Source organism: Enterobacter sp. Ap-1006, assembly GCF_011752835.1.
In the GTDB taxonomy this organism is placed as follows: Bacteria; Pseudomonadota; Gammaproteobacteria; order Enterobacterales; family Enterobacteriaceae; genus Cedecea.
The window spans coordinates 560,226-584,492 of the sequence record NZ_VWWU01000004.1; the positions used below are offsets into that span (position 1 = coordinate 560,226).

Consider the following 24,267-nt stretch of genomic DNA (forward strand, 5'->3'; position numbering starts at 1 on the left):
GGGGGTAAAAAGCCATATATTGGCGGCGTTTTATGCACCCTGACCGATACCTATACTCTGGATAATTCGAGTTTCAACTTGAAGCATGACGAGTATTGTTTACTTAATTCAGCCGCTGCGCTCATGCCGACGGTTGTAGGAGAGATATGATGACGGATAAAGTCCGTATTGATACTTTAGATGCAAAATCTGCAAACGCTACCAACGAAACCTATTTGGCACGACAGGCTGAATTCGAATCGAATGTCAGAAGTTACCCGCGCAAATTACCGTTCGCTATAGCCAAAGCCCAGGGCGCCTGGATCATCGACGTGGAAGGTAACCGCTACCTTGACTGTCTGGCCGGTGCGGGCACGTTGGCGCTTGGCCACAACCATCCTGACATCCTGCAAAGCATCCAAAACGTCATTACCAGCGGCTTGCCGTTACATACTTTGGATCTGACTACGCCGTTAAAAGACGAGTTCTCAGAATACCTGCTCTCTTTACTGCCGAGCCAGGGTAAAGAGTACTGCCTGCAGTTCTGCGGCCCATCCGGCGCGGACGCAGTAGAAGCCGCTATCAAGCTGGCGAAGAAACACACTGGCCGCAGCGGCGTAATCAGCTTCTCCGGCGGCTACCACGGGATGACCCACGGCGCGCTGTCCGTGACCGGCAACCTGTCTCCGAAAGCGGCCATCAACGGCCTGATGCCGGAAGTACAGTTCCTGCCATACCCGCACGAATACCGCTGCCCGCTGGGCATTGGCGGCGACGCGGGCGTGAAAGCGCTGACCTATTACTTCGACAACCTGATCAACGACGTTGAAAGCGGCGTGCGCAAACCTGCGGCCGTGATCCTCGAAGCGGTTCAGGGCGAAGGCGGCGTGAACCCGGCTCCTGCCGAGTGGCTGCAGCGCATCCGCAAAGTGACCAAAGAGCACGGCATCGTGCTGATCATCGATGAAGTTCAGGCTGGCTTTGCCCGTACCGGCAAGCTGTTCGCCTACGAACACGCTGGCATTGAGCCAGACATCATCGTGATGTCCAAAGCCGTTGGCGGCGGTCTGCCGCTGGCCGTATTGGGCCTGAGAAAAGAGATCGATGCCTGGGAACCTGGCCACCACACCGGCACCTTCCGCGGCAACCAGCTGGCGATGGCCACCGGCCTGACTACCCTGAAGTACCTGAAAGACAACAAAGTCGCAGACAAAGTTGCCGCTCAGGGCGAATGGCTGAAAGGCAAACTGTACGATCTGCAGAAACGCTACCCGGCTATCGGCCACGTTCGCGGCCTGGGCCTGATGCTCGGCATTGAGATCGTGAAGCCAGAAGAAGCACAGGATCACATGGGTTGCTACCCGGCTGACGGCGCGCTGTCTGCTCTGATTCAGAAAAAATGCTTCGAAGCGGGCCTGATTCTGGAGCGCGGTGGCCGTAACGGCTGCGTGCTGCGCCTGCTGCCGTCCCTGCTGATCAGCGACGACGAGCTGGAAATCTTCCTGAGTAAATTTGAAAAAGCCTTGTTAGCCGCTGGCGCAAAAGCTGTCTGACTGGAGTAATAAATATGTCCCGATCTAACCCGATTCTGGCCTCCTCTGCCCAGAGCATTGAGGAATACCAGCAGGCGATCGCCCAGACCAGCCAGGCCGTAGTGGAGTGGCTGCAGCAGCCCCAGATGTACCAGGGCAAAACCGTCGCCGAGCTGAAAGAACGTATTCAGCTCGACTTCAATCCTCAGGGCCTGGGAAACCAGGTCGCGATTGAACGCGCAATTGAGTATTTCTTAAAAGACAGCCTGCTGGTGCATCACCCGCAGTGCGTGGCGCACCTGCACTGCCCAAGCCTGGTGGTTAGCCAGGCCGCAGAAGTGCTGATCAACGCCACCAATCAGAGCATGGACTCCTGGGACCAAAGCCCGTCGGCGACCATCATTGAGATGAAGCTGATCGAATGGCTGCGCGCGCAGGTCGGTTATCAGCCTGGCGACGCGGGCGTGTTCACCAGCGGCGGGACCCAGAGCAACCTGATGGGCCTGATGCTGGCGCGTGACGCTTACTTTGCGCGCCAGGGCCACTCTGTCCAGCAGGATGGTCTGACCGGTGATATCCGCAAAATCAGAGTGCTGTGCTCTGAGAATGCCCACTTCTCCGTGCAGAAAAACATGGCGCTGATGGGCATGGGCTACCAGTCAGTCACGCTGGTGAAAACCGATGAGTTTGCCCGCATGGACGTTACCGACCTGGCGGCTAAAATCGCCCAGGCGCAAGCGAACGGCGAGCAGATCATGGCTATCGTCGCCACTGCCGGTACGACCGATGCAGGCGCTATCGACCCGCTGAGCGACATCGCGAAGCTGGCCGCAGAGCACCAGATTTGGGTACACGTTGATGCAGCCTGGGGCGGCGCACTGCTGCTGTCCGAGAAGTATCGTGATTACCTGAACGGCCTGGAGCTGGTGGATTCCGTTACCCTGGACTTCCACAAGCAGTTCTTCCAGACCATCAGCTGCGGCGCGTTCCTGCTGAAAGATGCTCGCCACTACGAGCTGATGCGCTACCAGGCGGCATACCTGAACTCCGAGTTTGACGAAGAGCAAGGCGTACCGAACCTGGTGTCCAAGTCGCTGCAGACCACCCGCCGCTTTGACGCTCTGAAGCTGTGGATGGGCCTCGAAGCGCTGGGCCAGAAACAGTACGCTGAAATCATCGATCATGGTGTGACCATGGCGAAGAATGTGGCGGCCTATGTGGCTGACCACGCAGCTCTGGAGCTGGTGATGCAGCCTCAGCTGGCGAGCGTGCTGTTCCGCTTCCGCCCGGCAAGCCTGGCTGGCCGCAGCATTGCTGAAATCGCGCTGCTGAACCAGAAAATCGGTGATGCGCTGTTGGAGTCTGGCCGCGCGAACGTTGGCGTGACCGAGCATAACGGCGTGACCTGCCTGAAGCTGACCCTGCTGAACCCAACCGTCACCCTGGAGGATGTCAAAGTCCTGCTGGCGCTGGTGGAGAAAACCGCAGAGCCGCTGCTTAACGCGTAATGTTAGCGTAATGAATAAAAGCCGGGAGCGAACTATCGCCTCCGGCTTTTTTATTGCCGCTTTAACCTTCCTGTCAAAATCGCAATAACCAGAATAAGGGGGGGCAGTAACGTTGTATTCAGGTTGTAATTCTTAATAAAATTGAGATGCCGCCCTACAACTGACGCGTCGTCTCAAAAGGATTAGCATGATACCCCCCCAGGCCACAAAACTATTTTCAACAGAAAGAACGGATGTTTACCGCCTGACGGAGCATTTTTCCCCAGCAATGGAGATATTTCTGAAGAGAAACAGGGAAAATTTTACCCCGTTCGAACCTTTACGCGCCGAAGACTATTTTTCTGAAGCCGGTATTAGACAGCGTATTACCCTGTCAGACCTTGACCATGAGGCAAGAAAAAGCTTACTCCTTGTATTCACCTTAAAGGATTCTGCAGAAATTATTGGCAGCATTAACTTTACTAATTTTATTTACGGCGTATTTCAGGCCGGTCATCTGGGATTTTCTTTGGACCAGGAATATGAAGGGAAAGGATTCATGTATGAGGCACTATCCTCTGCCATGGATTACGTACGTCGCCAGTACGGGTTGCATCGCATTATGGCCAATCACCTGGCGGATAATCAGCGTAGCAAGAACACGTTAGCTAAACTGGGGTTTGTACAGGAAGGTTTTGCTCGTTCTTATTTAAAAATTAATGGTAAATGGCAAGATCACGTCCTGAACGCTTATGTCTTTCCAGAGGATGAATAGCCGCTATTCACAAGCCTCTCTATTTAGAAATAGCAGCGTAAAGCCGGTCGCGAAGCTCCGCCTCCGGCTTTTTTCTGTGTTGAAATCCCGCTACCGCGCCCTCAGCCACTGCTCGACGTTCTGCACCGGTATTTTCCACACAGCGTTATAGGTTTGCTCCACGTGCCACCAGACACCTTTCCCAAGCGCAAAAGCCTTGCGGTAGCGCAGCATCTGGTCATCTGCGTTATGTTCCAGCTCATGCTGTAGCGCAGTTAGCGTCAGGACTCTACGGGCGAACGCATGCCCCTCAACGGCTTCCACGATATCCGCAAGCCGGCCGTAGCTCAGCGTGTCTCCGGCCACATACACCACCTTATTTTTGATCGCCGGCTGCGCAAGATAAATGGCGGTGGTTAAACGCCCAATATCCTCGGGTGAAGTGACCGTAACCTGCGTTTCCCAACTTCCCAGGGCATTTATCGTTCTCGCCTCAAGGTTCACCACGTCAAACGCGGGCTCAAACAGGAAGCTGGTAAACATCCCGGTAGAGACAATCACCCAGTCGGTAGAAAACTGGCTCCGGAGCAAGGTTCTGACGTCATATTGCTCATCCCAAACCGGCTGCCCACTGCCTTTGCCCACCACATCGTAATCGACGCCAAACTGCCACGGGAAATAACGGCTGACGCCAGCCTGAATCACTGCTCGGGTAATTTTAAGCTGTGTACCTTCGCCTGCAACAAACCCCATGCAGTTGATGACGGTATCGAATTGCTGGAACAGCGGCACCAAAGATGAAATGTCGCTGGCGACGATATCCAGAGCGATAAAATCTATCCCGGCTTCGGCATACTTTTGATGACGTGGAGCAACCGGCCGCCCGTGCTCATTGAGAGATCCCGGCGACACGCTGGCAGTTATAGTCCTGCCCAATCCCGAGACGGCTGGCTGTAGCGAATCCAGAATTGCCGTACCCAACTGTCCCACGCCAAGCACCAATATCTTTTCACCTGTCTTCTCAGCATTGCTTGTCATATCACTCTCCAGACTCTTTACTTGCAGCTGAATTGCTACATTATTGCAGAGTCTACCGAAGTGATTCGCGAGCAATAAGCCATCCTGACTGGGTTAGACTATTCGAAAAATTGGCATAATCTCGGCAAACAGAGGGAGGATTCAATGGATAAACTGGAAGCCATGCGGGTCTACCGCCACGTGGTTGAAACACAAAGTTTCGCCCGAGCCTCGGAGCTACTTGGACTGCCGAGATCAACCGTCTCCCGGATGATTAAAGATCTGGAAAACTCTCTGGCGGTACAGCTTCTTCAGCGTACGACGAGAAAATTAAGCGTCACAGCCGACGGCCAGAACTATTACGCCGAATGTAAAAAAATCCTCAGTGATATTGCCGCCCTGGAATCCTCCTTCCCCGGAAAAGCCGGGCAGCCGCGTGGGCGCTTTAAGATTGGTATGCCGCAGTCGCTAGCCCGGCATTGTATTTTGCCGGAAATACAGAGATTTATGGTGCGCTACCCTGAACTGGATCTGGTGCTTTGCTCAAGCGATCGAGTTACGGATTTAGTGCAGGAGGGATTTGACTGTGTTATTCGGACAGGCACGGTAGAAGACTCCACCACGCTTGTCGCCCGACAGATCGCGCTCTTCAGGTGGTCGGTGCTGGCTTCCGCACAATACGTTTCTCAATACGGAACGCCGCAGACCATTGAGGATCTGCAACATCACCACGCCGTGGGCTACCTCTCCCACGCCACAGGACGCACAACCGAATGGCATTTTGACCAGCAAGGCCGTGACGTATCCGTAAGAATGAAGGAGACGCTGGTTGTTGATGATACCGACGCCTATATCCAGGCTGGCCTTCAGGGAATCGGTTTAATTCGAGTGGCCAGCTACCTGGTGAATGCCTATCTATCCACTGGCACATTAATTGCCTGCCTGGATGAGTACGCCGTCGATATGCCGCTGTTTCTGGTTTACCCGCAAAGCCGACATGTTTCCCCGTCTGTAAGGGCGTTTCATGACTGGAGCAAGGCAGTGCTCGGCACAATTTCTCATTCACACACCCGCTAATATTAGCGGGATACTTTTACTAAAAAACGAAACATAATGGCGCGCAATAATAATTATAAGGAGTGCCATTACGTTAGATGAAAATCACCTCTCCACTCGCGATATACCGTGGTTTACCCAAAGACGTTTATTTTATTGCCTTATCTAAATTTGTGCTGGGTTTAGGCAATTTTATTATTCCTTTTATGATCTTGCTGTTAACGCAAAAACTGGGCTATTCCACTACGGTTGCCGGAAGTCTGGCAATGGGCGTCACCGGACTTTACCTGCTGGGGAACCTTGTCGGCGGTAAACTCTCTGATACGTACGGGCATAAAAAGGTCATGCTTTGGGGGGAGTCGCTCGGGGCATTGATCCTGATAATTAGCGGTTTTTTTGCCGACTGGCACATCGCTGTCCCTATCATGCTCTTTATCAGTTATCTGTTTTTCGGCATTGCCCTTCCCGCCAGTAATGCCCTGGTGGCCGATCTTTCAACCCCGGCCAACAGAAATGCGGTTATGTCTTTAAGCTACCTCACCTACAATTTGGGTTCAGGTATTGGCCCGATACTGGCCGGTTATTTATTCTGGAATTATACGGACTGGATATTTTGGGGAAATGGTCTCGCTGGGTTAGCCGGTGTAGTAATCGTATTGTTCTTCGTGGCAAATAAAAACACGCCGGACAATATTGTACCAAATGAATTATCAGACAGAGAGAAAGCGATGGATGGCAACGTCTGGCAAGTATTCAGACAACGGCCTCATTTACTTATGTTCGGCGTGCTTTGCACCTTACTCTGGCTTTCATTGCAACAGTTAACCATGACCACTCCGCTTTATTTAAGCCACATATTTGGCAAGCAAGGCCCCATTTTATATGGCCAGTTGATGACCTACGCCAGTATTTTGGTGGTAATCATCACGCCATTAATCATCCGCCTGACCGCCAGAACGGATGATATGAAAAGCCTGGCGCTTGCCGGATCCCTGTTTGCGCTGGGCTACCTGTTAGTCCTGGCGGACAAATCCGTGGGAATGCAGTTTATCGCCTGGAGTTTCCTGACAGCAGGCGAAGTGCTGCTTATCACGAAAGAATCTGTTTACCTGGCGAACAACTCGCCGAGCAGCCATCGAGGACGAATCAGTGGCGTACTTTCAACCATGCGTAGTTTTGGCCTGATGCCCATGTATGCCGTGATGGGTGCCTATATCGATACCTTTGGCTATCTCAGCACCTGGCTATTGATAGTGGGAGTCTCAACAATGGCCGCGATGTTGTTCTTACTGCTGGCTGCCTGGCAAAACGGCCGCCAACTTTCGCTGAATAGAGAGTAGCGTGCGCCGCCTGATCCAGCCACTGGCCGGACGAATGAGCATCCAATAGAGAGCGAACAGGGCTTTCACGCGCGGCGTTGGGCAATAGACAAAGGTTTCGGTACGTAATACCGCCGAGCCGTTGTTCTCAGGCGTGACATCAAAGCGCAAGACCAGCTTAGCCGCGCGTGAGTCGGCAAAATGCTGGAAGGCTTCGGCATCTTTCAGAGACTCGACGTCAAGCAACGGTCGCCAGAAACGCCCGGCCAAACCAAAAGAGACTTCCTGGCTGCTTTGATGCAGCAGAGTGAAAGAGCCAAACCCGAAGGTATCGGCTGGTTCCGCGCTCTCTGACTTAAACAACGCCCGGCGCAGGCGGCGAGGGAGCTGGCGCAAACGGAGTAGCCGACGGATAACCGGATCGTCTTCCATATTCAGCGCCAGAACGGCCTGAATAATGGCTTCAGGCGAACCTTCAATAGGCGGGGAGAGATGCTTTTCATAAAAGCTAAATGAAAGCAGCCATGGCGTGGCGTCCGCCTGACGCCGACACGCTCTCTCACTGACAAAACCTAATAATGCCACGGTATCTTCCTTATCCGAGGACCGCCTGTCCGGCAGATTTCATGCCGCCATAATAGAAAAAAACCCTGCGAGGCAGGGTTTTATTTGTTCGTCACGTAGAGGATTACACCCTGAGGGGATCAGAATGGGATATCGTCGTCGAAATCCATTGGCGGTTCGTTAGATGGCGCTGGTGCGCTCTGCTGCTGCGGACGAGACTGCGCGCCGCCGCTGAACTGGTTGCCGCCCTGTGGCTGCTGAGGCTGACCCCAACCGCCCTGCTGCTGGCCGCCGTTGCCGCCCGCCGGAGCGCCGCCGCCCTGACGGCCGCCGAGCATCTGCATGGTGCCGCCCACGTTAACCACAACTTCGGTAGTGTATTTTTCTACGCCAGCCTGGTCGGTCCATTTACGGGTTTGCAGTGCGCCTTCGATGTAAACCTGAGAGCCTTTACGCAGGTATTCACCGGCCACTTCTGCCAGTTTGCCGAACAGCACCACGCGGTGCCACTCGGTTTTTTCTTTGGTTTCGCCGGTTTGCTTATCACGCCAGGACTCTGACGTGGCCAGTGTAATGTTGGCGACAGCGCCCCCATTTGGCATATAGCGTACTTCCGGGTCCTGACCCAGATTCCCAACGAGAATCACCTTGTTTACGCCTCTGCTGGCCATGTTCGTGTCTCCTGAAACGTTTTTAAATAGTCTAAACCGGGGATTCTACACTATGCCACCCACAATGTTTATAGCTGCGAGGGACATTCCAGAATGTCGGCTAAGTATAGCTCGTTTCATTAAAACACTGGATATTCATTCAGGTTTTATTGTGTCATAATTAGCCGTTTCTGGCCGTCGGTTGTACCTCTATACATACCAGGCGCATGCAGTCATTATTCCGGGAAAGGTGAATGGATAAGATCGAAGTTCGGGGCGCCCGCACCCACAATCTCAAAAATATCAACCTCGTCATCCCGCGCGACAAACTGATTGTTGTCACCGGGCTTTCGGGTTCAGGCAAATCCTCGCTGGCATTCGACACCCTGTACGCGGAAGGGCAGCGTCGCTACGTCGAGTCCCTTTCGGCTTACGCGCGTCAGTTCCTGTCGCTGATGGAGAAGCCGGACGTCGACCATATCGAAGGGTTGTCTCCTGCGATTTCTATTGAACAGAAATCCACGTCCCATAACCCGCGTTCCACCGTCGGCACCATCACGGAAATCCATGACTACCTGCGTCTGCTTTACGCCCGCGTAGGCGAACCGCGCTGCCCGGATCACGACATTCCGCTCGCGGCCCAAACCGTCAGCCAGATGGTGGATAACGTGCTTGCGCAGCCGGAAGGCAAGCGCCTGATGCTGCTCGCCCCGATCATTAAAGATCGCAAAGGCGAACACGCCAAAACGCTGGAAAACCTGGCCAGCCAGGGCTATATCCGGGCGCGTATCGACGGCGAAGTCTGCGACCTGTCCGATCCGCCAAAATTAGAGCTACAGAAGAAGCACACCATTGAAGTGGTCGTCGACCGCTTTAAGGTACGTGAAGACATCGCCCAGCGCCTGGCCGAGTCGTTTGAAACCGCGCTGGAGCTGTCCGGCGGGTCTGCGGTTGTCGCCGACATGGACGATGAAAAAGCGGAAGAGCTGCTGTTCTCCGCCAACTTTGCCTGCCCGGTCTGCGGCTACAGCATGCGCGAGCTGGAACCGCGCCTGTTCTCCTTTAACAACCCGGCCGGTGCCTGCCCGACCTGCGACGGCCTGGGCGTACAGCAATATTTCGATCCCGATCGCGTGGTGCAAAACGGCGAGCTGTCGCTGGCCGGTGGCGCTATCCGTGGCTGGGATCGCCGTAACTTCTATTACTTCACCATGCTGCGCTCGCTGGCCGATCACTATAAGTTCGACGTGGAAGCCCCGTGGAACGAGCTGAGCGACGCGGTGAAGAAAGTTGTGCTGCACGGCTCGGGCAAAGAAACTATCGAATTCAAGTACATGAACGACCGCGGGGACACCTCCGTGCGCCGCCATCCGTTCGAAGGCGTGCTGCACAACATGGAGCGTCGCTACAAAGAAACCGAATCTTCCGCCGTGCGCGAAGAGCTGGCGAAATTCATCAGCAACCGCCCCTGCACCAGCTGCGAAGGGACGCGCCTGCGCCGTGAAGCGCGCCATGTATTTGTAGAAAATACCGCGCTGCCAACGATTTCTGACATGAGCATCGGCCATGCGATGGAATTCTTCCAGAACATGAAGCTCAGCGGCCAGCGGGCGCAAATCGCGGAAAAAGTACTGAAAGAGATCGGCGATCGCCTGAAGTTCCTGGTGAACGTCGGCCTGAACTACCTTTCTCTCTCCCGTTCGGCAGAAACGCTGTCCGGTGGTGAAGCCCAACGTATTCGTCTGGCAAGCCAGATTGGCGCCGGGCTGGTTGGCGTGATGTACGTGCTGGATGAGCCGTCTATCGGCCTGCACCAGCGCGATAACGAGCGCCTGCTGGAAACGCTGATTCACCTGCGTAACCTCGGCAACACGGTGATTGTGGTTGAGCACGACGAAGACGCCATTCGCGCCGCCGACCATATTATCGATATTGGTCCAGGCGCGGGCGTGCACGGCGGCCAGGTGGTCGCGGAAGGCACCATGAAGGATATTATTGCGGTGCCGGAATCCCTGACCGGGCAGTTCCTCAGCGGCAAACGCGAGATTGCGGTGCCGAAACAGCGCGTTGCTGCCGATCCGTCAAAAGTGCTCAAGCTCTCCGGCGCGAAGGGGAACAACCTGAAGGACGTCACGCTGACGCTGCCGGTGGGGCTGTTTACCTGTATTACCGGGGTATCCGGCTCCGGCAAGTCGACGCTGATTAACGACACGCTGTTCCCGATTGCCCAGCGCCAGCTGAACGGGGCGACAATCGCCGAACCTGCACCGTACCGTGAAGTTCAGGGCCTGGAACATTTCGATAAGGTCATCGACATTGACCAAAGCCCGATTGGCCGCACACCTCGTTCCAACCCGGCGACCTACACCGGCGTGTTCACCCCCGTGCGCGAGCTGTTTGCTGGCGTACCGGAAGCGCGCTCGCGCGGCTATACGCCGGGGCGCTTTAGCTTCAACGTTCGCGGCGGGCGCTGCGAAGCCTGCCAGGGCGACGGCGTAATCAAAGTCGAAATGCACTTCCTGCCGGATATCTACGTGCCGTGCGACCAGTGCAAAGGCAAACGCTATAACCGTGAAACGCTGGAGATTAAGTACAAAGGCAAAAGCATTCACGAAGTGCTGGATATGACCATTGAAGATGCCCGCGAATTCTTCGACGCCGTTCCGGCGCTGGCGCGTAAGCTGCAAACGCTGATCGACGTGGGCCTGTCCTACATTCGGCTTGGCCAGTCGGCGACCACGCTGTCAGGTGGTGAAGCACAGCGCGTTAAGCTGGCGCGTGAGCTGTCTAAGCGCGGCACCGGCCAGACGCTGTATATCCTCGATGAGCCGACCACCGGCCTGCACTTTGCGGATATTCAGCAGCTGCTGGAAGTGCTGCATCAGCTCAGGGATCAGGGCAATACCATTGTGGTGATTGAACACAACCTCGACGTGATTAAAACCGCAGACTGGATTGTGGACTTAGGGCCGGAAGGCGGCAGCGGCGGCGGCGAGATCCTGGTCTCCGGCACACCGGAAACCGTCGCCACCTGCGAAGCATCTCATACCGCGCGTTTCCTCAAGCCACTGCTGAAGTAGTCAAACCGACAATTGCTGCCTGACCTGCTCAGGCAGCAATGCCACCGCCTGCTGATACGAAGCATCCACCAGATAATAAATTTGCGAACCGGGCAGCGAGCCGTCCAGGTAAAGCGTGCTCCAGTGCGCCTTATTCAAATGGGCGCTGGGGAAGACGTCCTGATGCTGCTGACGCAGAAGCTCTGCCAGATCGGGCGTGGCTTTGAGGGAGACGGCCGGGCGCTGGTTCTCCGCATGCACCATGGCAAACAGCACATCGCCGACTTTGATTTGCGTGGCCTTCCAGTCGCTGTGCACGCTCTGCTCTGCGCCGGGTTTTTTCATGCAGTACTCTAAAAGATCCGAATGGGTCATCTTCATTTCCTCGTCCTGAACGTTTACCGGAAGCATTCGCGGCAGCATTAAGTGTGCGCCAAAAGCGGATAACAGACGAGGGAATTGATTAAAAAAACGGCAGACGATTTATGTTAGCTGCCGCTTTTCTGGCCGGGATCAGTACTCGGAGTTGACGATAACCTCTTCGCCAAACGAGCCTGCTTTCGGCAGCGGCTGGTAGCTGGAGTTGGAGGCTCGCAGGATACGAATGCCGCGCGCACCGACGTCCTGGGCCGCGGTGATGTCGTTGTCTGAATCGCCGTAGAAGATTTTGATTTTCTTCTCTTTCAGCCACTGCGTTTTGGTGTTCTGGCCTTCTTTATCGCCGGCAAAGATCACCGGATTGACGCTCGGCTCCGGGATCAGGAAGTCGTTTTGCAGGGTTTTGGTGACGGTTTCGGTTTTGGTCTGGCTGCGCCCGGTCACAAAGTACACGCTGTCGCCGCGCTTGAGGTGCATGGTGATCAGGCTTTTTGCCACCTCTTTAGGCATGCTGAAGTCATCCCAGCCGTTGTTCATTTTTTCCCAAAAAGCCGGGTTTTTCAGGTAGTCCTGCTTACCCGGCGAGAACTCTTTTTGCCCGCGATAAAAGCCCGGGCTGGAAAACAGCACGGTATCGTCGATATCAAACCCGACGGCGATAGGCGCGCGGCCAAGCAGGCTATTTTCAATTTGTGCCACAGAAACCCAGTGGATTGGCACCTGCTGCGCCAGCTGCGCCACGGTGACGCCAGGATTCAGCGGAGCGGGGGCGGATTCGGTTGCCAAAGCGGCATGATTGAAGCCTGCCAGCAGGCAGACGGCACTGAGTGCCAGGGCGATCTTACGCATTGTTTTCCTTTTATTTTCTGTTTTTAATCGTTGTTAAAATGAGCAGCCTTGCCGTAAAGCCTTCCGACCATACCTGCCGGGGACCGATCGACAAAGATTTTTTTCAGTTTTATGTCAGAGAAAATAGGCAGGGTCACAGAATGGAGCAGGAATTTCCTCTCCCAAACGGGAGAGGAAAAAGAGAACATGCGGTAACTAAATAAAGTTAGCGAGCACTTACATCACTGCAGCGAACGCCTGCGCCACGCGCTGAACGTTGCTGTGATTAAGCCCGGCAACGCAGATACGACCGCTGGTGAGCAGGTAAATGCCAAACTCATCACGCAGGCGGTCGGCCTGAGCCGCGCTTAGCCCGGTGTAGCTAAACATGCCGCGCTGTTTCACCAGGTAGTCAAAGTTGCGCCCCGGCACAGCTTTAGTCAGCACTTCCACCAGCACCTGGCGCATTTCCAGAATACGCACGCGCATGGTTTCCACTTCCGCAATCCAGCTCGCTTTCAGCTTCTCGTCATTCAGAACGGTCGCCACGACCTGCGCCCCAAAGTTCGGCGGGCTGGAGTAGTTGCGGCGCACGGTAGCTTTGAGCTGACCCAGCACTCGCCCTGCGGCATCGCTGTCTTCGCAAACTACGGAAAGCCCGCCCACGCGTTCGCCATAGAGAGAGAAGATTTTAGAGAAGGAATTGCTGACCAGCATCGGCTGCCCGGAGGAGGCGATGGCGCGGATGGCATAGGCATCCTGCTCCATACCCGCGCCAAAGCCCTGATAGGCGATATCGAGGAACGGGATCAGGTTGCGTGCTTTAAGAATTTCCGTGACGGAATCCCACTGGCTGTCGGTGAGATCTGAGCCGGTTGGGTTGTGGCAGCAAGGGTGCAGCAGCACGATGCTAAGTTCAGGCAGCGTATTCAGTTTTTCCAGCAGCGCCTCAAAGCGCACGCCGTTGGTTGCGCTATCGAACCACGGGTAAGTATTCACGGTGAAACCCGCGCCTTCAAAGATGGCGACGTGGTTTTCCCAGGTTGGATCGCTGACCCATACCTGTGAATCAGGGAAATAGGTTTTCAGGAAGTCAGCGCCAATTTTTAAGGCACCGGACCCCCCGAGCGTTTGCACGGTGGCAATGCGACCTTCCACCAGCGCCGGGTGGTTAGCACCAAACAGCAGCGGCGCGATGGCGCTGCGATAGCTGTTCAGGCCTTCCATCGGTAAATAGAGAGAGGCGCCGTGAGCCTGCGCGTTCAGGCGAGCTTCTGCTTCTGCCACGGCCTGTAACTGCGGGATCACCCCGTCTTCATTGTAATAGAGGCCGATGCTGAGGTTGACCTTGTCGCTGCGCGGATCGACTTTAAAGCGTTCCATGAGGGAAAGGATCGGGTCGCCAGCATAGGCGTCAACTTTTTGAAACACGGTGAGGTTCTCCTGGTTTACAGTTCGCGGATTTCCACTGTAAACCAGGCGAGGACACTCAGTCCAGATACTTCATTGTTACCCTTGAAGTCAGGCGAGTGATAAGTTCGTAAGCACTTACATTCGAATATTCGGCGATGCGTTCGACCGGCAAACCTTCACCCCACAGCACTGCACTATCGCCCGGTTTATCGGCGGCATCCGGGCCTAAATCGACGCAAATCATGTCCATGGCAACGCGCCCCACAATGGGCACTTCGCGACCATTGATCAGCACCGGCGTGCCGGACGGCGCGCTGCGCGGGTAGCCGTCACCGTAGCCCATAGCCACCACGCCAAGGCAGGTGTCGCGCTCGGCAGTCCAGGTCCCACCGTAGCCGACCGGCTCCCCGGCTTTATGGCCGCGAACCGCGATCAGGCTTGAGGTTAAAGACATCACCGGCTGGAAACCAAGGTCTTCACCCCACGGCTTTTGTTCCAGCGGCGAAACGCCGTACAGGATGATGCCGGGGCGAACCCAGTCCATATGCGAGTCGGGCCACAGCAGAATGCCGCCCGAGGCGGCGATAGAGCGCTGCCCCGGCTTGCCTGCAGTGAAAGAATTAAAGATATCGAGCTGGCGCGGGGTGGCGTCGGACTCCGGCTCATCGGCACGGGCAAAGTGGCTCACCACGTTTACCGGCTGGCTGACGTTTTTGCAGGCGGCCAGGCGCTGATAGAAAGCTTCGGCCTCTTCCGGGCGCACGCCGAGGCGGTGCATCCCGGTGTCCAGCTTCATCCAGACGGTGATGGGCTGGCTGAGATCGGCCTGCTCTAGCGCTTCCAGCTGTTGAATGCTGTGGATCGCCGTCTGGAAGTTCTGGGCGGCAATCGTCGGCAAGTCTTCAGGATTGAAGAACCCTTCCAGCAGCAGAACGGGTTTAGTGATGCCACCTTCCCGCAGGCGCAGGGCTTCTTCGAGGCGGGCCACGCCGAAGGCATCGGCGTTTTCTAAGGTGTGGGCGGTCTCCAGCAGACCATGCCCATAGGCGTTTGCTTTCACGACTGCCACCAGGCGACTGTTCGGAGCCAGTTCGCGGAGGCGTTGCAGGTTGTGTCGCAGAGCGCGGCGGTTAATGACGACGGTTGCCGCTTGCATGTTCGTTCCTTGCTCAGTGTTTGGATTAAATGCTACCCATCCTCTAAATCATTCAGGTCACAGCAAGGCGGCAAAATAACTCAGCCCAATGAGCTTACTAAAGTAAGTGGTTCGGGTGAGAGTGCAGCCCACGCCGCTGTGGCTTGAAGGATGACGAGGATTTTTATTCTTCGTCGTACTGCGGCCCGGCATAGTTATCGAAGCGTGACCACTGGCCGTTAAAGGTCAGGCGTACGGTACCGATCGGGCCGTTACGCTGCTTACCGATGATGATTTCCGCGATACCTTTCAGATCGCTGTTTTCGTGGTAAACCTCGTCGCGATAGATAAACATGATCAAGTCGGCATCCTGCTCGATGGAGCCAGATTCACGCAGGTCGGAGTTGACCGGGCGTTTGTCGGCGCGCTGTTCCAGGGAGCGGTTAAGCTGCGACAGCGCCACCACCGGAACCTGAAGTTCTTTTGCCAGCGCCTTGAGCGAGCGGGAAATCTCGGCGATCTCCAGCGTACGGTTGTCGGACAGCGACGGCACGCGCATCAGCTGCAGGTAGTCAATCATGATCATGCTTAAACCTTCATGCTCACGGTAGATACGGCGGGCACGGGAGCGCACTTCGGTTGGCGTCAGGCCAGAAGAGTCATCGATGTACATGTTGCGCTTCTCGAGCAAAATGCCCATGGTGCTGGAGATACGCGCCCAGTCCTCATCGTCCAGCTGGCCGGTACGGATTCGGGTCTGGTCCACGCGCGACAGCGACGCCAGCATACGCATCATGATCTGCTCGCCGGGCATTTCGAGGCTGAAAATCAGTACCGGTTTGTCCTGCAGCATGGCGGCGTTTTCGCACAGGTTCATCGCAAAAGTGGTTTTACCCATCGACGGACGAGCGGCCACGATAATCAGGTCAGAGCGCTGGAGGCCCGCTGTTTTCTTGTTCAGATCCTGGTAGCCGGTATCCACCCCCGTGACGCCGTCGTGCGGCGTCTGGTAGAGGGACTCAATTCGGGAAACCGTGGCTTCCAGAATCTGGTCGATGCTTTTCGGGCCTTCATCTTTGTTAGCGCGGTTTTCGGCAATCTGGAAAACGCGGGATTCTGCCAGATCCAGCAAATCCTCACTGGTACGCCCCTGCGGGTCGTAGCCGGCATCGGCAATTTCATTGGCGACCGCAATCATTTCGCGCACAACCGCACGTTCGCGCACGATATCCGCGTAAGCGCTGATGTTCGCCGCACTTGGCGTGTTTTTAGAGAGTTCCGCGAGATAAGCAAAACCACCGACGCTCTCGAGCTGCCCCTGGAGTTCCAGAGATTCGGAAAGCGTAATCAGGTCGATGGGTTTGCTCATTTCGAGCAGGCGCTGCATTTCGGTAAAGATCATGCGGTGCGGACGGCTGAAGAAGTCGTTAGCGACCACGCGCTCGGCGACGTTGTCCCAGCGTTCGTTATCCAGCATTAAACCGCCCAACACCGACTGCTCCGCCTCAAGCGAGTGCGGCGGCATCTTCAGCCCTTCTACCTGACGGTCGCGGGGTTCTTTCGGTTTGTTGAAGGGTTTATTTCCTGCCATAGTGAGGGAGCTACCAAATTCATAGTGAGAGACCGGGAAGTATAACCATTCTTGTCACTCTTCGACACAAGGAGTTTCCATGGCAACGCGCATCGAATTTAGCCAACACGGCGGGCCAGAAGTATTGAAAGCCGTTGAGTTTACGCCGAAAGATCCGGCGGAGAACGAAGTTCAGGTTGAGAATAAAGCGATAGGTATTAACTACATTGATACCTATATCCGCAGCGGGCTCTATCCGCCACCGGCGCTCCCGAGCGGGCTGGGTACCGAAGCGGCTGGCGTTGTCAGCAAGGTCGGCAGCAAAGTCACTCACCTGAAGGTTGGCGATCGCGTTGTTTACGCGCAGTCTGGCCTGGGCGCATACAGCAGCGTTCACAATGCGCCAGCCGATAAAGTCGCTAAAATCCCGGATGCTATCTCTTTCGAACAGGCAGCAGCTTCTTTCCTGAAAGGCCTGACCGTGTTTTACCTGCTGCGTAAAACCTACGAAATTAAAGCCAATGAAACCTTCCTGTTCCACGCGGCGGCGGGCGGCGTGGGCTTAATTGCCTGCCAGTGGGCGAAAGCGCTGGGCGCCAAACTGATTGGTACCGTCGGCTCAGCACAAAAGGCCGATCGCGCTTTGCAGGCCGGGGCGTGGCAAACTATCAACTATCAGCACGAAAATATCTCTGAGCGCGTCAAAGAGCTGACCGGCGGCAAGAAAGTGGCGGTCGTGTATGACTCCGTCGGGAAAGAGACCTGGGAAGCGTCGCTGGATTGCCTGCAGCGCCGTGGGCTGATGGTGAGCTTTGGTAACTCTTCCGGGCCGGTGACCGGCGTAAACCTGGGCATTCTGAACCAGAAGGGATCGCTGTACGTGACTCGCCCTTCTCTGAACGGCTATCTCACCACCCGCGCCGAGTTCGATGAAGCCTGCCACGAGTTGTTTTCGCTGATCGCCAGCGGCGCGATTAAGGTAGATGTCGCGGAAAACCAGAAATTTGCGCTGAAGGATGCGGTGCTTGCACACCAGACGCTGGAGAGCCGTGCCACGCAGGGCTCGAGCCTGTTGATTCCGTAACACTTTCAAAACTCAGAAAGAATTAGGGCTTCCCTGAGGAAGCCCTTTCTTTTTTGTTCGTGCTGTATGTAGGGTACAGCGCGATGAATTCTTGTTACTGCGAAAGGATAGTCGCAGATTTAATAAGTAAAAGAAATGACGCCACCGGGATTAAGTTCAGGCTTGTGATCGGCTCCGCAATACCTGAATTCTCCCGGTGGCCTTAAGGCTAAAGCTGGCGCTTATCGGCAACCAAAGACAGCGCGTGTTCAACCACTTCAATGCCTGCCCCGGCTTTATGAGCGTTTTCGCTTAAGTAACGGCGCCACTGACGCGCGCCCGGTATTCCCTGGAATAAACCAAGCATATGCCGAGTTACATGGCCCAGGTAGGTGCCGTTTGCCAGTTCGCGTTCAATGTATGGATACATCGCTCGCACCACGGCAACGGGATCGCTGTCCGCAACATCTGCCCCAAAAATTTCGCGGTCAACCGTCGTCAGCAAGCCTGGGTTTTGGTAAGCCTCGCGCCCGACCATCACGCCATCGAGATGCTCGAGGTGGGTTTTCGCTTCTTCCAACGTCTTAATCCCGCCGTTAATCGCCATGGTGAGCTGCGGGAAATCACGCTTGAGCTGGTACACGCGCGGGTAATCCAGCGGTGGAATTTCACGGTTTTCTTTTGGGCTCAGGCCAGAGAGCCAGGCTTTACGCGCGTGGATGATAAACATCTCGCATTCGCCCTTGCCTGCCACAGTGCCAATGAAATCGCAGAGAAATTCGTAGCTGTCCTGATCATCAATGCCGATGCGGGTTTTTACCGTCACCGGAATAGAAACCACATCGCGCATCGCTTTAATACAATCGGCAACCAGCTGCGCTTCACCCATCAGGCAAGCACCAAAGCGCCCGTTCTGCACCCGGTCAGACGGGCAGCCCACGTTCAGGTTAATTTCATCGTAGCCGCGCGCTTCGGCGAGTTTCGCACAATGCGCCAGCGCCTGAGGATCGCTGCCGCCAAGCTGCAGCGCAATCGGATGTTCTTCTTCGCTATAGGCCAGATAGTCCCCTTTACCGTGGATGATCGCCCCGGTGGTCACCATTTCGGTGTACAGCAGCGTGTGGCGGGACAGCTGACGCAGGAAATAGCGGCAGTGGCGATCGGTCCAGTCGAGCATCGGCGCAATGGAGAAACGATGCGGCTGGAAAGGAGTCTGGTTGCTTTGTGAGGACATACGTTTACGCAGGCTACGATTAAAAAAGGGTCGCTACTATAGCATAAAGCAGCGCCGGGGCATCAGGCTGCCCCGGCATTCAGCATCAGAAAGCCACGCTCAACTGCGCCCCCGCGCCCCAGGTTTGGTCTTCGCCATACAGGCCCATCAAATCGATATTGACGTGTTTGCCTGCCGCGAACCCTACCCCGCCGGTAAAGACGTTGCTGTCATTGCTTTTCACATCCGCACGATAGCCGGCACGCAGCGCCAGCCAGGAAAGCGGCCTCACCTCAGCGCCGACACCCACATACTGAGAGTTGGCTTCGCTTTTAAAGCCTTTGGTTTCGGTCAGATCGCCGTCCGCGCTCAGGGTCACCAGCTCGTTATGCCAGGCTACCCCGGCGGTCACCAGCGGGCTGATTTGCCAGGTATCTTTGTAGTTCCGTACTTCGCCGGTACGCCCGTTAGTGATGCGAATATCTTTCGTGTCGATATCGCGGGACACCAGGTTCTGGCCGCTCAGGCCGACTGTCCAGTTCTCGCCAAAATCGGCCGCCACGCCTGCGTCAAGGTTGAATCCGGTGTCATCATTGCGGTACTGACTGTTCTTCCAGTCGCCGCTGCGATAGTCGTAAATGGACGTGGTGTAGTTATACAGCCAGGTCTTCTGCAGCTTAGGCGTGACGCCAACTGACACCGGCACGCCGCCAACGTCAAACTTGTGGGCAAGAGCAATCCCATAATCAGAAACAATGGCCGCGCGGCCGGAAGCGGTCGAATTCAGGTTACGGGTAATCTGACCGGAACCATTTTGCAGCGCATCAAACGCCACGCCTCCCGCTACCGCGCTGGAGTTTTGGATACTTCGCAGATAATTGATGTCGTTCTGATCGATATCAGAGCTGACTTTCGCTCGGGCGTAAGCTTTAGTGACGAAAGCCACGGAGAGAGTGTCATTTGGGATGCTAACCGCAATCCCCGCGGCGGCTTTGGCCTTTGCCGTATCGCCCCGCAAATCTTCGAGTTCCCCTGCTAAATCCCCTGCTGCGCTGCGAAACTGATTTAACGTTCCGTTCGGATTAAAAAGAATATCCCGCAGCGTTAACGACCCAATAGATTGTTTATAATTATCAACTTTGTCGCTGATACCGTCGATGCGATCCTGAAGGTTGTCTTTATCCGTTATTTGCGCCCCGACAGACGGTAAAATAACGGTAATATTGTCGTCTGGTTTGGACCGGGCTAATAGCGCCGGGTTGATTAATACGCCACTGCCATAATTAGCCGAAGCCACGCCGGTGCCCCCCATCGCATCGTTTCGCGCTTCGGACCAGGTCCCTGCCGCCCCGGCCTGATGGGCAATAAAGAAGGTTGCGGCGAGTGTCGCCACCGAAGATTTTATTTTATTCATTCACAGCACGCCTGTCTGATTGTCAGATGAAGTAATTCGCCTCTGACAGTTATGACTGAACAGAGGCAGACTATTGCTGTGAATAGCGCGATAAAAAGATGGATATTTGAACCATCAGGATCCCAGATATATCCTTAGGGTTAACGTCTTATTGTTTCCATGCTAATTAATTTATAGTTTACCCTTCGGCTTTCGTGAAGGAAGACCGTTATGCGGGCCAAAGAATTGAGGCGGATGATCTATCCAGCGATCCTGCCGCTGCACGGCATAAGACTGATTTAGCGGGTAATAAATTTTATTTTCGGCTTTATTCGCTTCGCCAACGACTAATAGCCGCACATCCTGTTCGGTATTATTAATAAAGGTATGGCAAATGCCGGTTCCGGCAGGAAATCCCACGCTATCGCCCGGCTCGAGCGCCCAAAGATGACCGTTGATCCACACTTCGGGGTGCCCTTCGAGCACATAGGCAAACTCTTCTTCGCTGCTTTCCGCGTGGGGATAAGAGGTTCTGCGGCCCGGAGGAATACGCTCATGGTGAATCCCAAGGCGGGTTAAACCGAAATTACGGGCCAGAGGAGCGCCAATAGAAAACAGCTCCGCGCTGTCCGGGTAAGTTGCGTCATCCTCGCCTTCCAGCTCGCGCCAGTGACGAATACAATCAGGTTTTTGCATCACTTCCTCCTGGGTAGATAGGGTCAGTATGTACCAGGATTCGGCGTTTTATCCGCATTATGGTAAAGTATTGCGTCAATGACCGGGAGAGGCTGATGGACACCACAACTTCGCAAAACGTGTTAGCTCAGGCTGAAAAGCTCTGCCTGCAACGCAATGTACGCCTGACGCCACAGCGTCTCGAGGTTTTGCGCCTGATGGCCGAGCAAACCGGGGCCATCAGCGCTTATGATCTGCTGGATCTCCTGCGCGTTAGCGAGCCACAGGCTAAACCTCCAACGGTTTATCGCGCGCTGGATTTTCTGCTGGAGCAGGGTTTTGTGCACCGCGTGGAATCCAACAACAGTTACGTGCTGTGTAATTTTATCGATCATCCAACCCACTCTTCTGCCATGTTTATCTGCGACAGATGTGGGGCCGTGAAAGAGCAGGCCGCCCAGGGTGTGGAAGATATTATGCAGAAACTGGCATCCAAAATGGGGTTTGCCCTGCGCCATAACGTGATTGAAGCCCACGGATTGTGCGCTGATTGTTCGGAAGTTGAAGCTTGTAGCCACCACGGCACCTGCGATCACGATCATTCAGTGCAGCCGAAGAAAAAGCGTTAAGAGGGAGTGGTACATCCCTGTACCCGGGCAGGATTGGTCTTACTGATTAGCACATTTGAGGGTCCGCCAGATTACCAGCGGTATTTGCTCCCGGACTCCCAGTCCTTCACTTCTTTCTCTGCCTGGTCTTTGGCGTAGCCATAGCGTTCCTGGATTTTACCCACCAGCTGGTCACGCTTCCCTTCGATGACGGTCATATCGTCATCGGTCAGCTTACCCCATTTCTCTTTGATCGTACCTTTGAACTGCTTCCAGTTACCGCCGATTTCGTCCTTATTCATCATCATCTCCTCATCGTTCGGTTTAGATTTTCGCATCCGGGCTGCAGGATGCTGACTTTCTGGAAAACATCCACTGTCTGCTGGATGTAAAGGTAATTGTAGACAAGGATTCCGAGTTACATTTAAAACTCAGAATCTTTAACCATTATTAAAAGCGATGGAACGCTGATTCCTCGTCTTAGAAACGAGAAATCAGCACGACAGGAGCAGGGTTAACGAAGGCCGGGAAGTTCGATCAATGGCCTCCCGATGTAGCGAACCAGGTGTTATTACGCCAGTGGCGCCGCCAGATGACGCCAAGCGACAGGCCACGCAAGGCCAGAAACACCGCCAGAGACAGCCACAGGGCGTGGTTACCCCACAAAGGCAGCGTAAGCATCGTCACGCCAAAGCCCAGCGCCGCAACCGCCATGCTGTTGCGCATTTCGGCACCCCGCGTCGCGCCGATAAACATGCCGTCAAGCAGGTAACACCAAACGCCCACGACCGGCAAAATAACCTGCCAGGCAAGGTAATGATTTGCGAGAACACGAAGCTCCGGCAGGGAGGTAAGCAGCGCGACAATTTGCCCCCCAGCAAAAGCATAAATAGCGGCAAATGCTATCGCAACCAGCCCCGCCTGCCTGCACGCAGCCCCCCAAACTTCGAGCAACTGCCCACGGTTACGCGCCCCGTAAGCCTGCCCTGAATGGGCTTCTACGGCGTAAGCAAAGCCGTCCAGCGCATAGGCGGTAAAGGTCAACAGCGTCATCAGCACGGCGTTAACGGCAACAATTTCGCTGCCGAGACGCGCACCAAAAATGGTGATTGAAGCAAAGCAAATTTGCAGAAGCAGCGAACGCAGCATGATGTCGCGATTGAGGGCCAGCAGCTTGCGTAAGTCCCCTTGCCAGGCCGTTTTGAGACGAGCCCAACTGATGCCCCGCAGCTTCAGTACCTTCCGCACCATCACCAGGCCGATGATAAACGTGGCATATTCGGACACCGCCGTGGCCAAGGCCGCCCCCTGCACGTTCATGTGCAGCCCCATCACCAGCCAGAGGTCGAGCACGATATTAATCAGGTTGCCGACGACCAACAGGATGACCGGCGCCCGCGCATACTGCACGCCCAACAACCAGCCTAACAGCACAAGGTTAGCCAGTGATGCTGGAGCGCTAAGCCAGCGGATCTCCAGGAACCGTCTTGCCTGATATAACACCTCGTCATTGCCGCCAACAACGTGCAGCGCAAGGTTGATCAGTGGATAACGCAGGACCACGATAGCCAGCCCGGCTATCATCGCCAGCATCAGGGGTTGAACCAGCGCGCGCGCCAGCCGCTGTGGATCGTTCGCACCAAACGCCTGTGCCGTTAACCCGGTGGTGCTCATGCGCAGAAAAAGCAGCAGCATAAAGAGGAAACTGGTCGCCGTGGCGCCGATAGCCACCCCGCCGAGATAGGTCGGGCTATCAAGATGGCCAATGACCGCCGTATCGACCAGGCCCAGTAACGGAACGGTGATGTTGGAAAAAATCATCGGCAGCGCAAGCCGCCACAGCGCACCATCCGTTGACGAAAAGAATCGCATGGGAATGATCCAGAGGAAAAAAGAGAGGTGTTTAAGGCAGGTGGCACGGCAGAGTTACCGCACCACCGGAAGAGGTGTTACAGCCATTCACCGTTGCGGATCACCCCGACGGCCAGACCTTCAATGCTAAAACTCTGCTCGCGAAGATCGACCACAATAGGCTGGAATTCGCTATTTTCCGGCAGCAGGTGCACGGTATTGCCCTGCTTTTTCAGGCGTTTTACGGTCACTTCATCGTCAATACGCGCGACAACGACCTGGCCATTACGCACGTCCTGGGTTTTGTGAACGGCTAATAAATCACCGTCCATGATGCCGATATCTTTCATCGACATGCCGCTGACGCGCAGCAGGAAATCGGCATTCGGCTTGAACAGAGAAGGGTCAACCTGGTAGTGGCCTTCGATGTGCTGTTGCGCCAGCAGCGGCTCACCGGCGGCAACACGGCCCACCAGCGGCAGGCCATTTTCTTCTTCAACCAGCAGGCGAATGCCGCGTGATGCACCAGAAACAATCTCGATGGCACCTTTACGTGCCAGCGCTTTAAGATGCTCTTCCGCGGCGTTTGGAGAACGGAACCCCAGACGTTGTGCAATTTCGGCGCGCGTAGGTGGCATGCCGGTCTGGTTGATATGATCCCGAATGAGATCAAACACCTCTTGCTGCCTGGTAGTTAGTGCTTTCATTCCGCCCCCTGGGTGT

22 protein-coding genes are annotated in these 24,267 nt (G+C 55.2%); 8 read left to right on the plus strand and 14 right to left on the minus strand.

Features of this window, described 5'->3' with window-relative positions; genetic code table 11:
* The first annotated feature begins 146 nt into the window (after positions 1 to 146).
* The 3 genes from F3J28_RS15570 (at position 147) to F3J28_RS15580 (ending at position 3,773) form a co-directional block, all read left to right on the plus strand.
* Positions 147 to 1,532: a diaminobutyrate--2-oxoglutarate transaminase gene (locus tag F3J28_RS15570; protein ID WP_008455804.1), complete on the plus strand. Its 1,386-nt coding sequence runs from the start codon at positions 147 to 149 to the stop codon at positions 1,530 to 1,532.
* A 14-nt stretch (positions 1,533 to 1,546) separates the two neighbouring features.
* A complete protein-coding gene (locus F3J28_RS15575; protein WP_166877565.1) occupies positions 1,547 to 3,019 on the plus strand; it encodes a pyridoxal phosphate-dependent decarboxylase family protein in 1,473 nt (490 codons plus the stop codon).
* Positions 3,020 to 3,206: 187 nt separating this feature from the next.
* The gene (locus F3J28_RS15580; protein WP_166877569.1) at positions 3,207 to 3,773 is read left to right on the plus strand and encodes a GNAT family N-acetyltransferase; all 567 of its coding nucleotides are present in this window, start codon (positions 3,207 to 3,209) and stop codon (positions 3,771 to 3,773) included.
* A 90-nt stretch (positions 3,774 to 3,863) separates the two neighbouring features.
* Here the strand turns inward: F3J28_RS15580 and F3J28_RS15585 are convergent, their stop codons facing one another.
* A complete protein-coding gene (locus tag F3J28_RS15585) occupies positions 3,864 to 4,790 on the minus strand; it encodes an aromatic alcohol reductase (protein WP_166877572.1) in 927 nt (308 codons plus the stop codon).
* 144 nt (positions 4,791 to 4,934) lie between these two features.
* Between F3J28_RS15585 and F3J28_RS15590 the strand changes: the two genes are divergently transcribed.
* Both F3J28_RS15590 and F3J28_RS15595 read left to right on the plus strand, forming a co-directional pair.
* Positions 4,935 to 5,846: a LysR family transcriptional regulator gene (locus tag F3J28_RS15590; protein WP_166877575.1), complete on the plus strand. Its 912-nt coding sequence runs from the start codon at positions 4,935 to 4,937 to the stop codon at positions 5,844 to 5,846.
* Positions 5,847 to 5,923: 77 nt separating this feature from the next.
* A complete protein-coding gene (locus F3J28_RS15595) occupies positions 5,924 to 7,165 on the plus strand; it encodes an MFS transporter (protein ID WP_166877577.1) in 1,242 nt (413 codons plus the stop codon).
* On the opposite strand, the gene F3J28_RS15600 is transcribed toward F3J28_RS15595, so the two are convergent.
* Both F3J28_RS15600 and ssb1 read right to left on the minus strand, forming a co-directional pair.
* Positions 7,112 to 7,729 (minus strand): hypothetical protein, encoded by a 618-nt coding sequence (locus F3J28_RS15600; RefSeq protein WP_166877580.1) that lies wholly within the window; start codon positions 7,727 to 7,729, stop codon positions 7,112 to 7,114. The two genes, F3J28_RS15595 and F3J28_RS15600, sit on opposite strands and share 54 nt — an antisense overlap.
* A 119-nt stretch (positions 7,730 to 7,848) precedes the next feature.
* Positions 7,849 to 8,379 (minus strand): single-stranded DNA-binding protein SSB1, encoded by a 531-nt coding sequence (ssb1, locus tag F3J28_RS15605; protein WP_008455813.1) that lies wholly within the window; start codon positions 8,377 to 8,379, stop codon positions 7,849 to 7,851.
* 233 nt (positions 8,380 to 8,612) lie between these two features.
* Here ssb1 and uvrA point away from each other — a divergent pair, with 233 nt between their 5' ends.
* Positions 8,613 to 11,438 carry an excinuclease ABC subunit UvrA gene (uvrA, locus tag F3J28_RS15610; RefSeq protein WP_008455814.1) on the plus strand — a complete coding sequence of 942 codons (2,826 nt, stop codon included), beginning with the start codon at positions 8,613 to 8,615 and terminating at the stop codon, positions 11,436 to 11,438.
* Here the strand turns inward: uvrA and F3J28_RS15615 are convergent, their stop codons facing one another.
* The 5 genes from F3J28_RS15615 to dnaB form a co-directional block, all read right to left on the minus strand.
* Complete coding sequence (locus F3J28_RS15615; RefSeq protein WP_008455815.1) at positions 11,439 to 11,792, minus strand: MmcQ/YjbR family DNA-binding protein; 354 nt, start codon at positions 11,790 to 11,792, stop codon at positions 11,439 to 11,441. It lies immediately after the preceding gene.
* A 138-nt stretch (positions 11,793 to 11,930) separates the two neighbouring features.
* A complete protein-coding gene (gene aphA / locus F3J28_RS15620) occupies positions 11,931 to 12,644 on the minus strand; it encodes an acid phosphatase AphA (RefSeq protein WP_008455816.1) in 714 nt (237 codons plus the stop codon).
* Positions 12,645 to 12,860: 216 nt separating this feature from the next.
* Entirely contained in the window at positions 12,861 to 14,054 is a 1,194-nt protein-coding gene (locus F3J28_RS15625) for an amino acid aminotransferase (protein ID WP_166877583.1), read from the minus strand.
* Positions 14,055 to 14,112: 58 nt separating this feature from the next.
* Positions 14,113 to 15,192 carry an alanine racemase gene (alr, locus tag F3J28_RS15630; RefSeq protein WP_166877586.1) on the minus strand — a complete coding sequence of 360 codons (1,080 nt, stop codon included), beginning with the start codon at positions 15,190 to 15,192 and terminating at the stop codon, positions 14,113 to 14,115.
* A gap of 163 nt (positions 15,193 to 15,355) precedes the next feature.
* Entirely contained in the window at positions 15,356 to 16,762 is a 1,407-nt protein-coding gene (gene dnaB / locus F3J28_RS15635; protein WP_008455821.1) for a replicative DNA helicase, read from the minus strand.
* 79 nt (positions 16,763 to 16,841) lie between these two features.
* Between dnaB and F3J28_RS15640 the strand changes: the two genes are divergently transcribed.
* On the plus strand, positions 16,842 to 17,825 hold the full coding sequence (locus F3J28_RS15640; protein WP_008455823.1) for a quinone oxidoreductase: 984 nt from the start codon (positions 16,842 to 16,844) through the stop codon (positions 17,823 to 17,825).
* Between the two features lie 208 nt (positions 17,826 to 18,033).
* Here F3J28_RS15640 and dusA read toward each other — a convergent pair whose 3' ends face one another.
* The 3 genes from dusA to F3J28_RS15655 all read right to left on the minus strand — a co-directional run bounded on the left by dusA (position 18,034) and on the right by F3J28_RS15655 (position 21,106).
* Positions 18,034 to 19,038, minus strand: coding sequence for a tRNA dihydrouridine(20/20a) synthase DusA (dusA, locus tag F3J28_RS15645; protein ID WP_166877589.1), 1,005 nt, complete (start codon positions 19,036 to 19,038; stop codon positions 18,034 to 18,036).
* 85 nt (positions 19,039 to 19,123) lie between these two features.
* The gene (locus tag F3J28_RS15650) at positions 19,124 to 20,431 is read right to left on the minus strand and encodes a conjugal transfer protein TraF (RefSeq protein WP_166877592.1); all 1,308 of its coding nucleotides are present in this window, start codon (positions 20,429 to 20,431) and stop codon (positions 19,124 to 19,126) included.
* Positions 20,432 to 20,602: 171 nt separating this feature from the next.
* Positions 20,603 to 21,106 carry a cupin domain-containing protein gene (locus F3J28_RS15655; protein WP_008455830.1) on the minus strand — a complete coding sequence of 168 codons (504 nt, stop codon included), beginning with the start codon at positions 21,104 to 21,106 and terminating at the stop codon, positions 20,603 to 20,605.
* 95 nt (positions 21,107 to 21,201) lie between these two features.
* On the opposite strand from F3J28_RS15655, the gene zur reads away from it, so the two are divergent.
* Positions 21,202 to 21,714, plus strand: a complete 513-nt coding sequence (gene zur / locus F3J28_RS15660; RefSeq protein ID WP_166877595.1) for a zinc uptake transcriptional repressor Zur — start codon at positions 21,202 to 21,204, stop codon at positions 21,712 to 21,714.
* 71 nt (positions 21,715 to 21,785) lie between these two features.
* Here zur and F3J28_RS15665 read toward each other — a convergent pair whose 3' ends face one another.
* From F3J28_RS15665 to lexA, 3 genes are all read right to left on the minus strand, one after another.
* A complete protein-coding gene (locus tag F3J28_RS15665) occupies positions 21,786 to 21,995 on the minus strand; it encodes a CsbD family protein (protein ID WP_039289331.1) in 210 nt (69 codons plus the stop codon).
* A 235-nt stretch (positions 21,996 to 22,230) separates the two neighbouring features.
* On the minus strand, positions 22,231 to 23,565 hold the full coding sequence (gene dinF, locus F3J28_RS15670) for an MATE family efflux transporter DinF (protein WP_166877598.1): 1,335 nt from the start codon (positions 23,563 to 23,565) through the stop codon (positions 22,231 to 22,233).
* 77 nt (positions 23,566 to 23,642) lie between these two features.
* Positions 23,643 to 24,251, minus strand: a complete 609-nt coding sequence (gene lexA / locus F3J28_RS15675) for a transcriptional repressor LexA (RefSeq protein WP_039289328.1) — start codon at positions 24,249 to 24,251, stop codon at positions 23,643 to 23,645.
* Between the last annotated feature and the right edge of the window lie 16 nt (positions 24,252 to 24,267).

What these genes read in the sequence shown, in the direction of transcription:
- F3J28_RS15570 (WP_008455804.1), top strand. Translation starts at nt 147, where the DNA reads ATGATGACGGATAAAGTCCGTATTGATACTTTAGATGCAAAATCTGCA.
- F3J28_RS15575 (WP_166877565.1), top strand. Translation starts at nt 1,547, where the DNA reads ATGTCCCGATCTAACCCGATTCTGGCCTCCTCTGCCCAGAGCATTGAG.
- F3J28_RS15580 (WP_166877569.1), top strand. Translation starts at nt 3,207, where the DNA reads ATGATACCCCCCCAGGCCACAAAACTATTTTCAACAGAAAGAACGGAT.
- F3J28_RS15585 (WP_166877572.1), bottom strand. Translation starts at nt 4,790, where the DNA reads ATGACAAGCAATGCTGAGAAGACAGGTGAAAAGATATTGGTGCTTGGC.
- F3J28_RS15590 (WP_166877575.1), top strand. Translation starts at nt 4,935, where the DNA reads ATGGATAAACTGGAAGCCATGCGGGTCTACCGCCACGTGGTTGAAACA.
- F3J28_RS15595 (WP_166877577.1), top strand. Translation starts at nt 5,924, where the DNA reads ATGAAAATCACCTCTCCACTCGCGATATACCGTGGTTTACCCAAAGAC.
- ssb1 (WP_008455813.1), bottom strand. Translation starts at nt 8,379, where the DNA reads ATGGCCAGCAGAGGCGTAAACAAGGTGATTCTCGTTGGGAATCTGGGT.
- uvrA (WP_008455814.1), top strand. Translation starts at nt 8,613, where the DNA reads ATGGATAAGATCGAAGTTCGGGGCGCCCGCACCCACAATCTCAAAAAT.
- F3J28_RS15615 (WP_008455815.1), bottom strand. Translation starts at nt 11,792, where the DNA reads ATGACCCATTCGGATCTTTTAGAGTACTGCATGAAAAAACCCGGCGCA.
- aphA (WP_008455816.1), bottom strand. Translation starts at nt 12,644, where the DNA reads ATGCGTAAGATCGCCCTGGCACTCAGTGCCGTCTGCCTGCTGGCAGGC.
- alr (WP_166877586.1), bottom strand. Translation starts at nt 15,192, where the DNA reads ATGCAAGCGGCAACCGTCGTCATTAACCGCCGCGCTCTGCGACACAAC.
- dnaB (WP_008455821.1), bottom strand. Translation starts at nt 16,762, where the DNA reads ATGGCAGGAAATAAACCCTTCAACAAACCGAAAGAACCCCGCGACCGT.
- F3J28_RS15640 (WP_008455823.1), top strand. Translation starts at nt 16,842, where the DNA reads ATGGCAACGCGCATCGAATTTAGCCAACACGGCGGGCCAGAAGTATTG.
- dusA (WP_166877589.1), bottom strand. Translation starts at nt 19,038, where the DNA reads ATGTCCTCACAAAGCAACCAGACTCCTTTCCAGCCGCATCGTTTCTCC.
- F3J28_RS15650 (WP_166877592.1), bottom strand. Translation starts at nt 20,431, where the DNA reads ATGAATAAAATAAAATCTTCGGTGGCGACACTCGCCGCAACCTTCTTT.
- F3J28_RS15655 (WP_008455830.1), bottom strand. Translation starts at nt 21,106, where the DNA reads ATGCAAAAACCTGATTGTATTCGTCACTGGCGCGAGCTGGAAGGCGAG.
- zur (WP_166877595.1), top strand. Translation starts at nt 21,202, where the DNA reads ATGGACACCACAACTTCGCAAAACGTGTTAGCTCAGGCTGAAAAGCTC.
- F3J28_RS15665 (WP_039289331.1), bottom strand. Translation starts at nt 21,995, where the DNA reads ATGAATAAGGACGAAATCGGCGGTAACTGGAAGCAGTTCAAAGGTACG.
- dinF (WP_166877598.1), bottom strand. Translation starts at nt 23,565, where the DNA reads ATGCGATTCTTTTCGTCAACGGATGGTGCGCTGTGGCGGCTTGCGCTG.
- lexA (WP_039289328.1), bottom strand. Translation starts at nt 24,251, where the DNA reads ATGAAAGCACTAACTACCAGGCAGCAAGAGGTGTTTGATCTCATTCGG.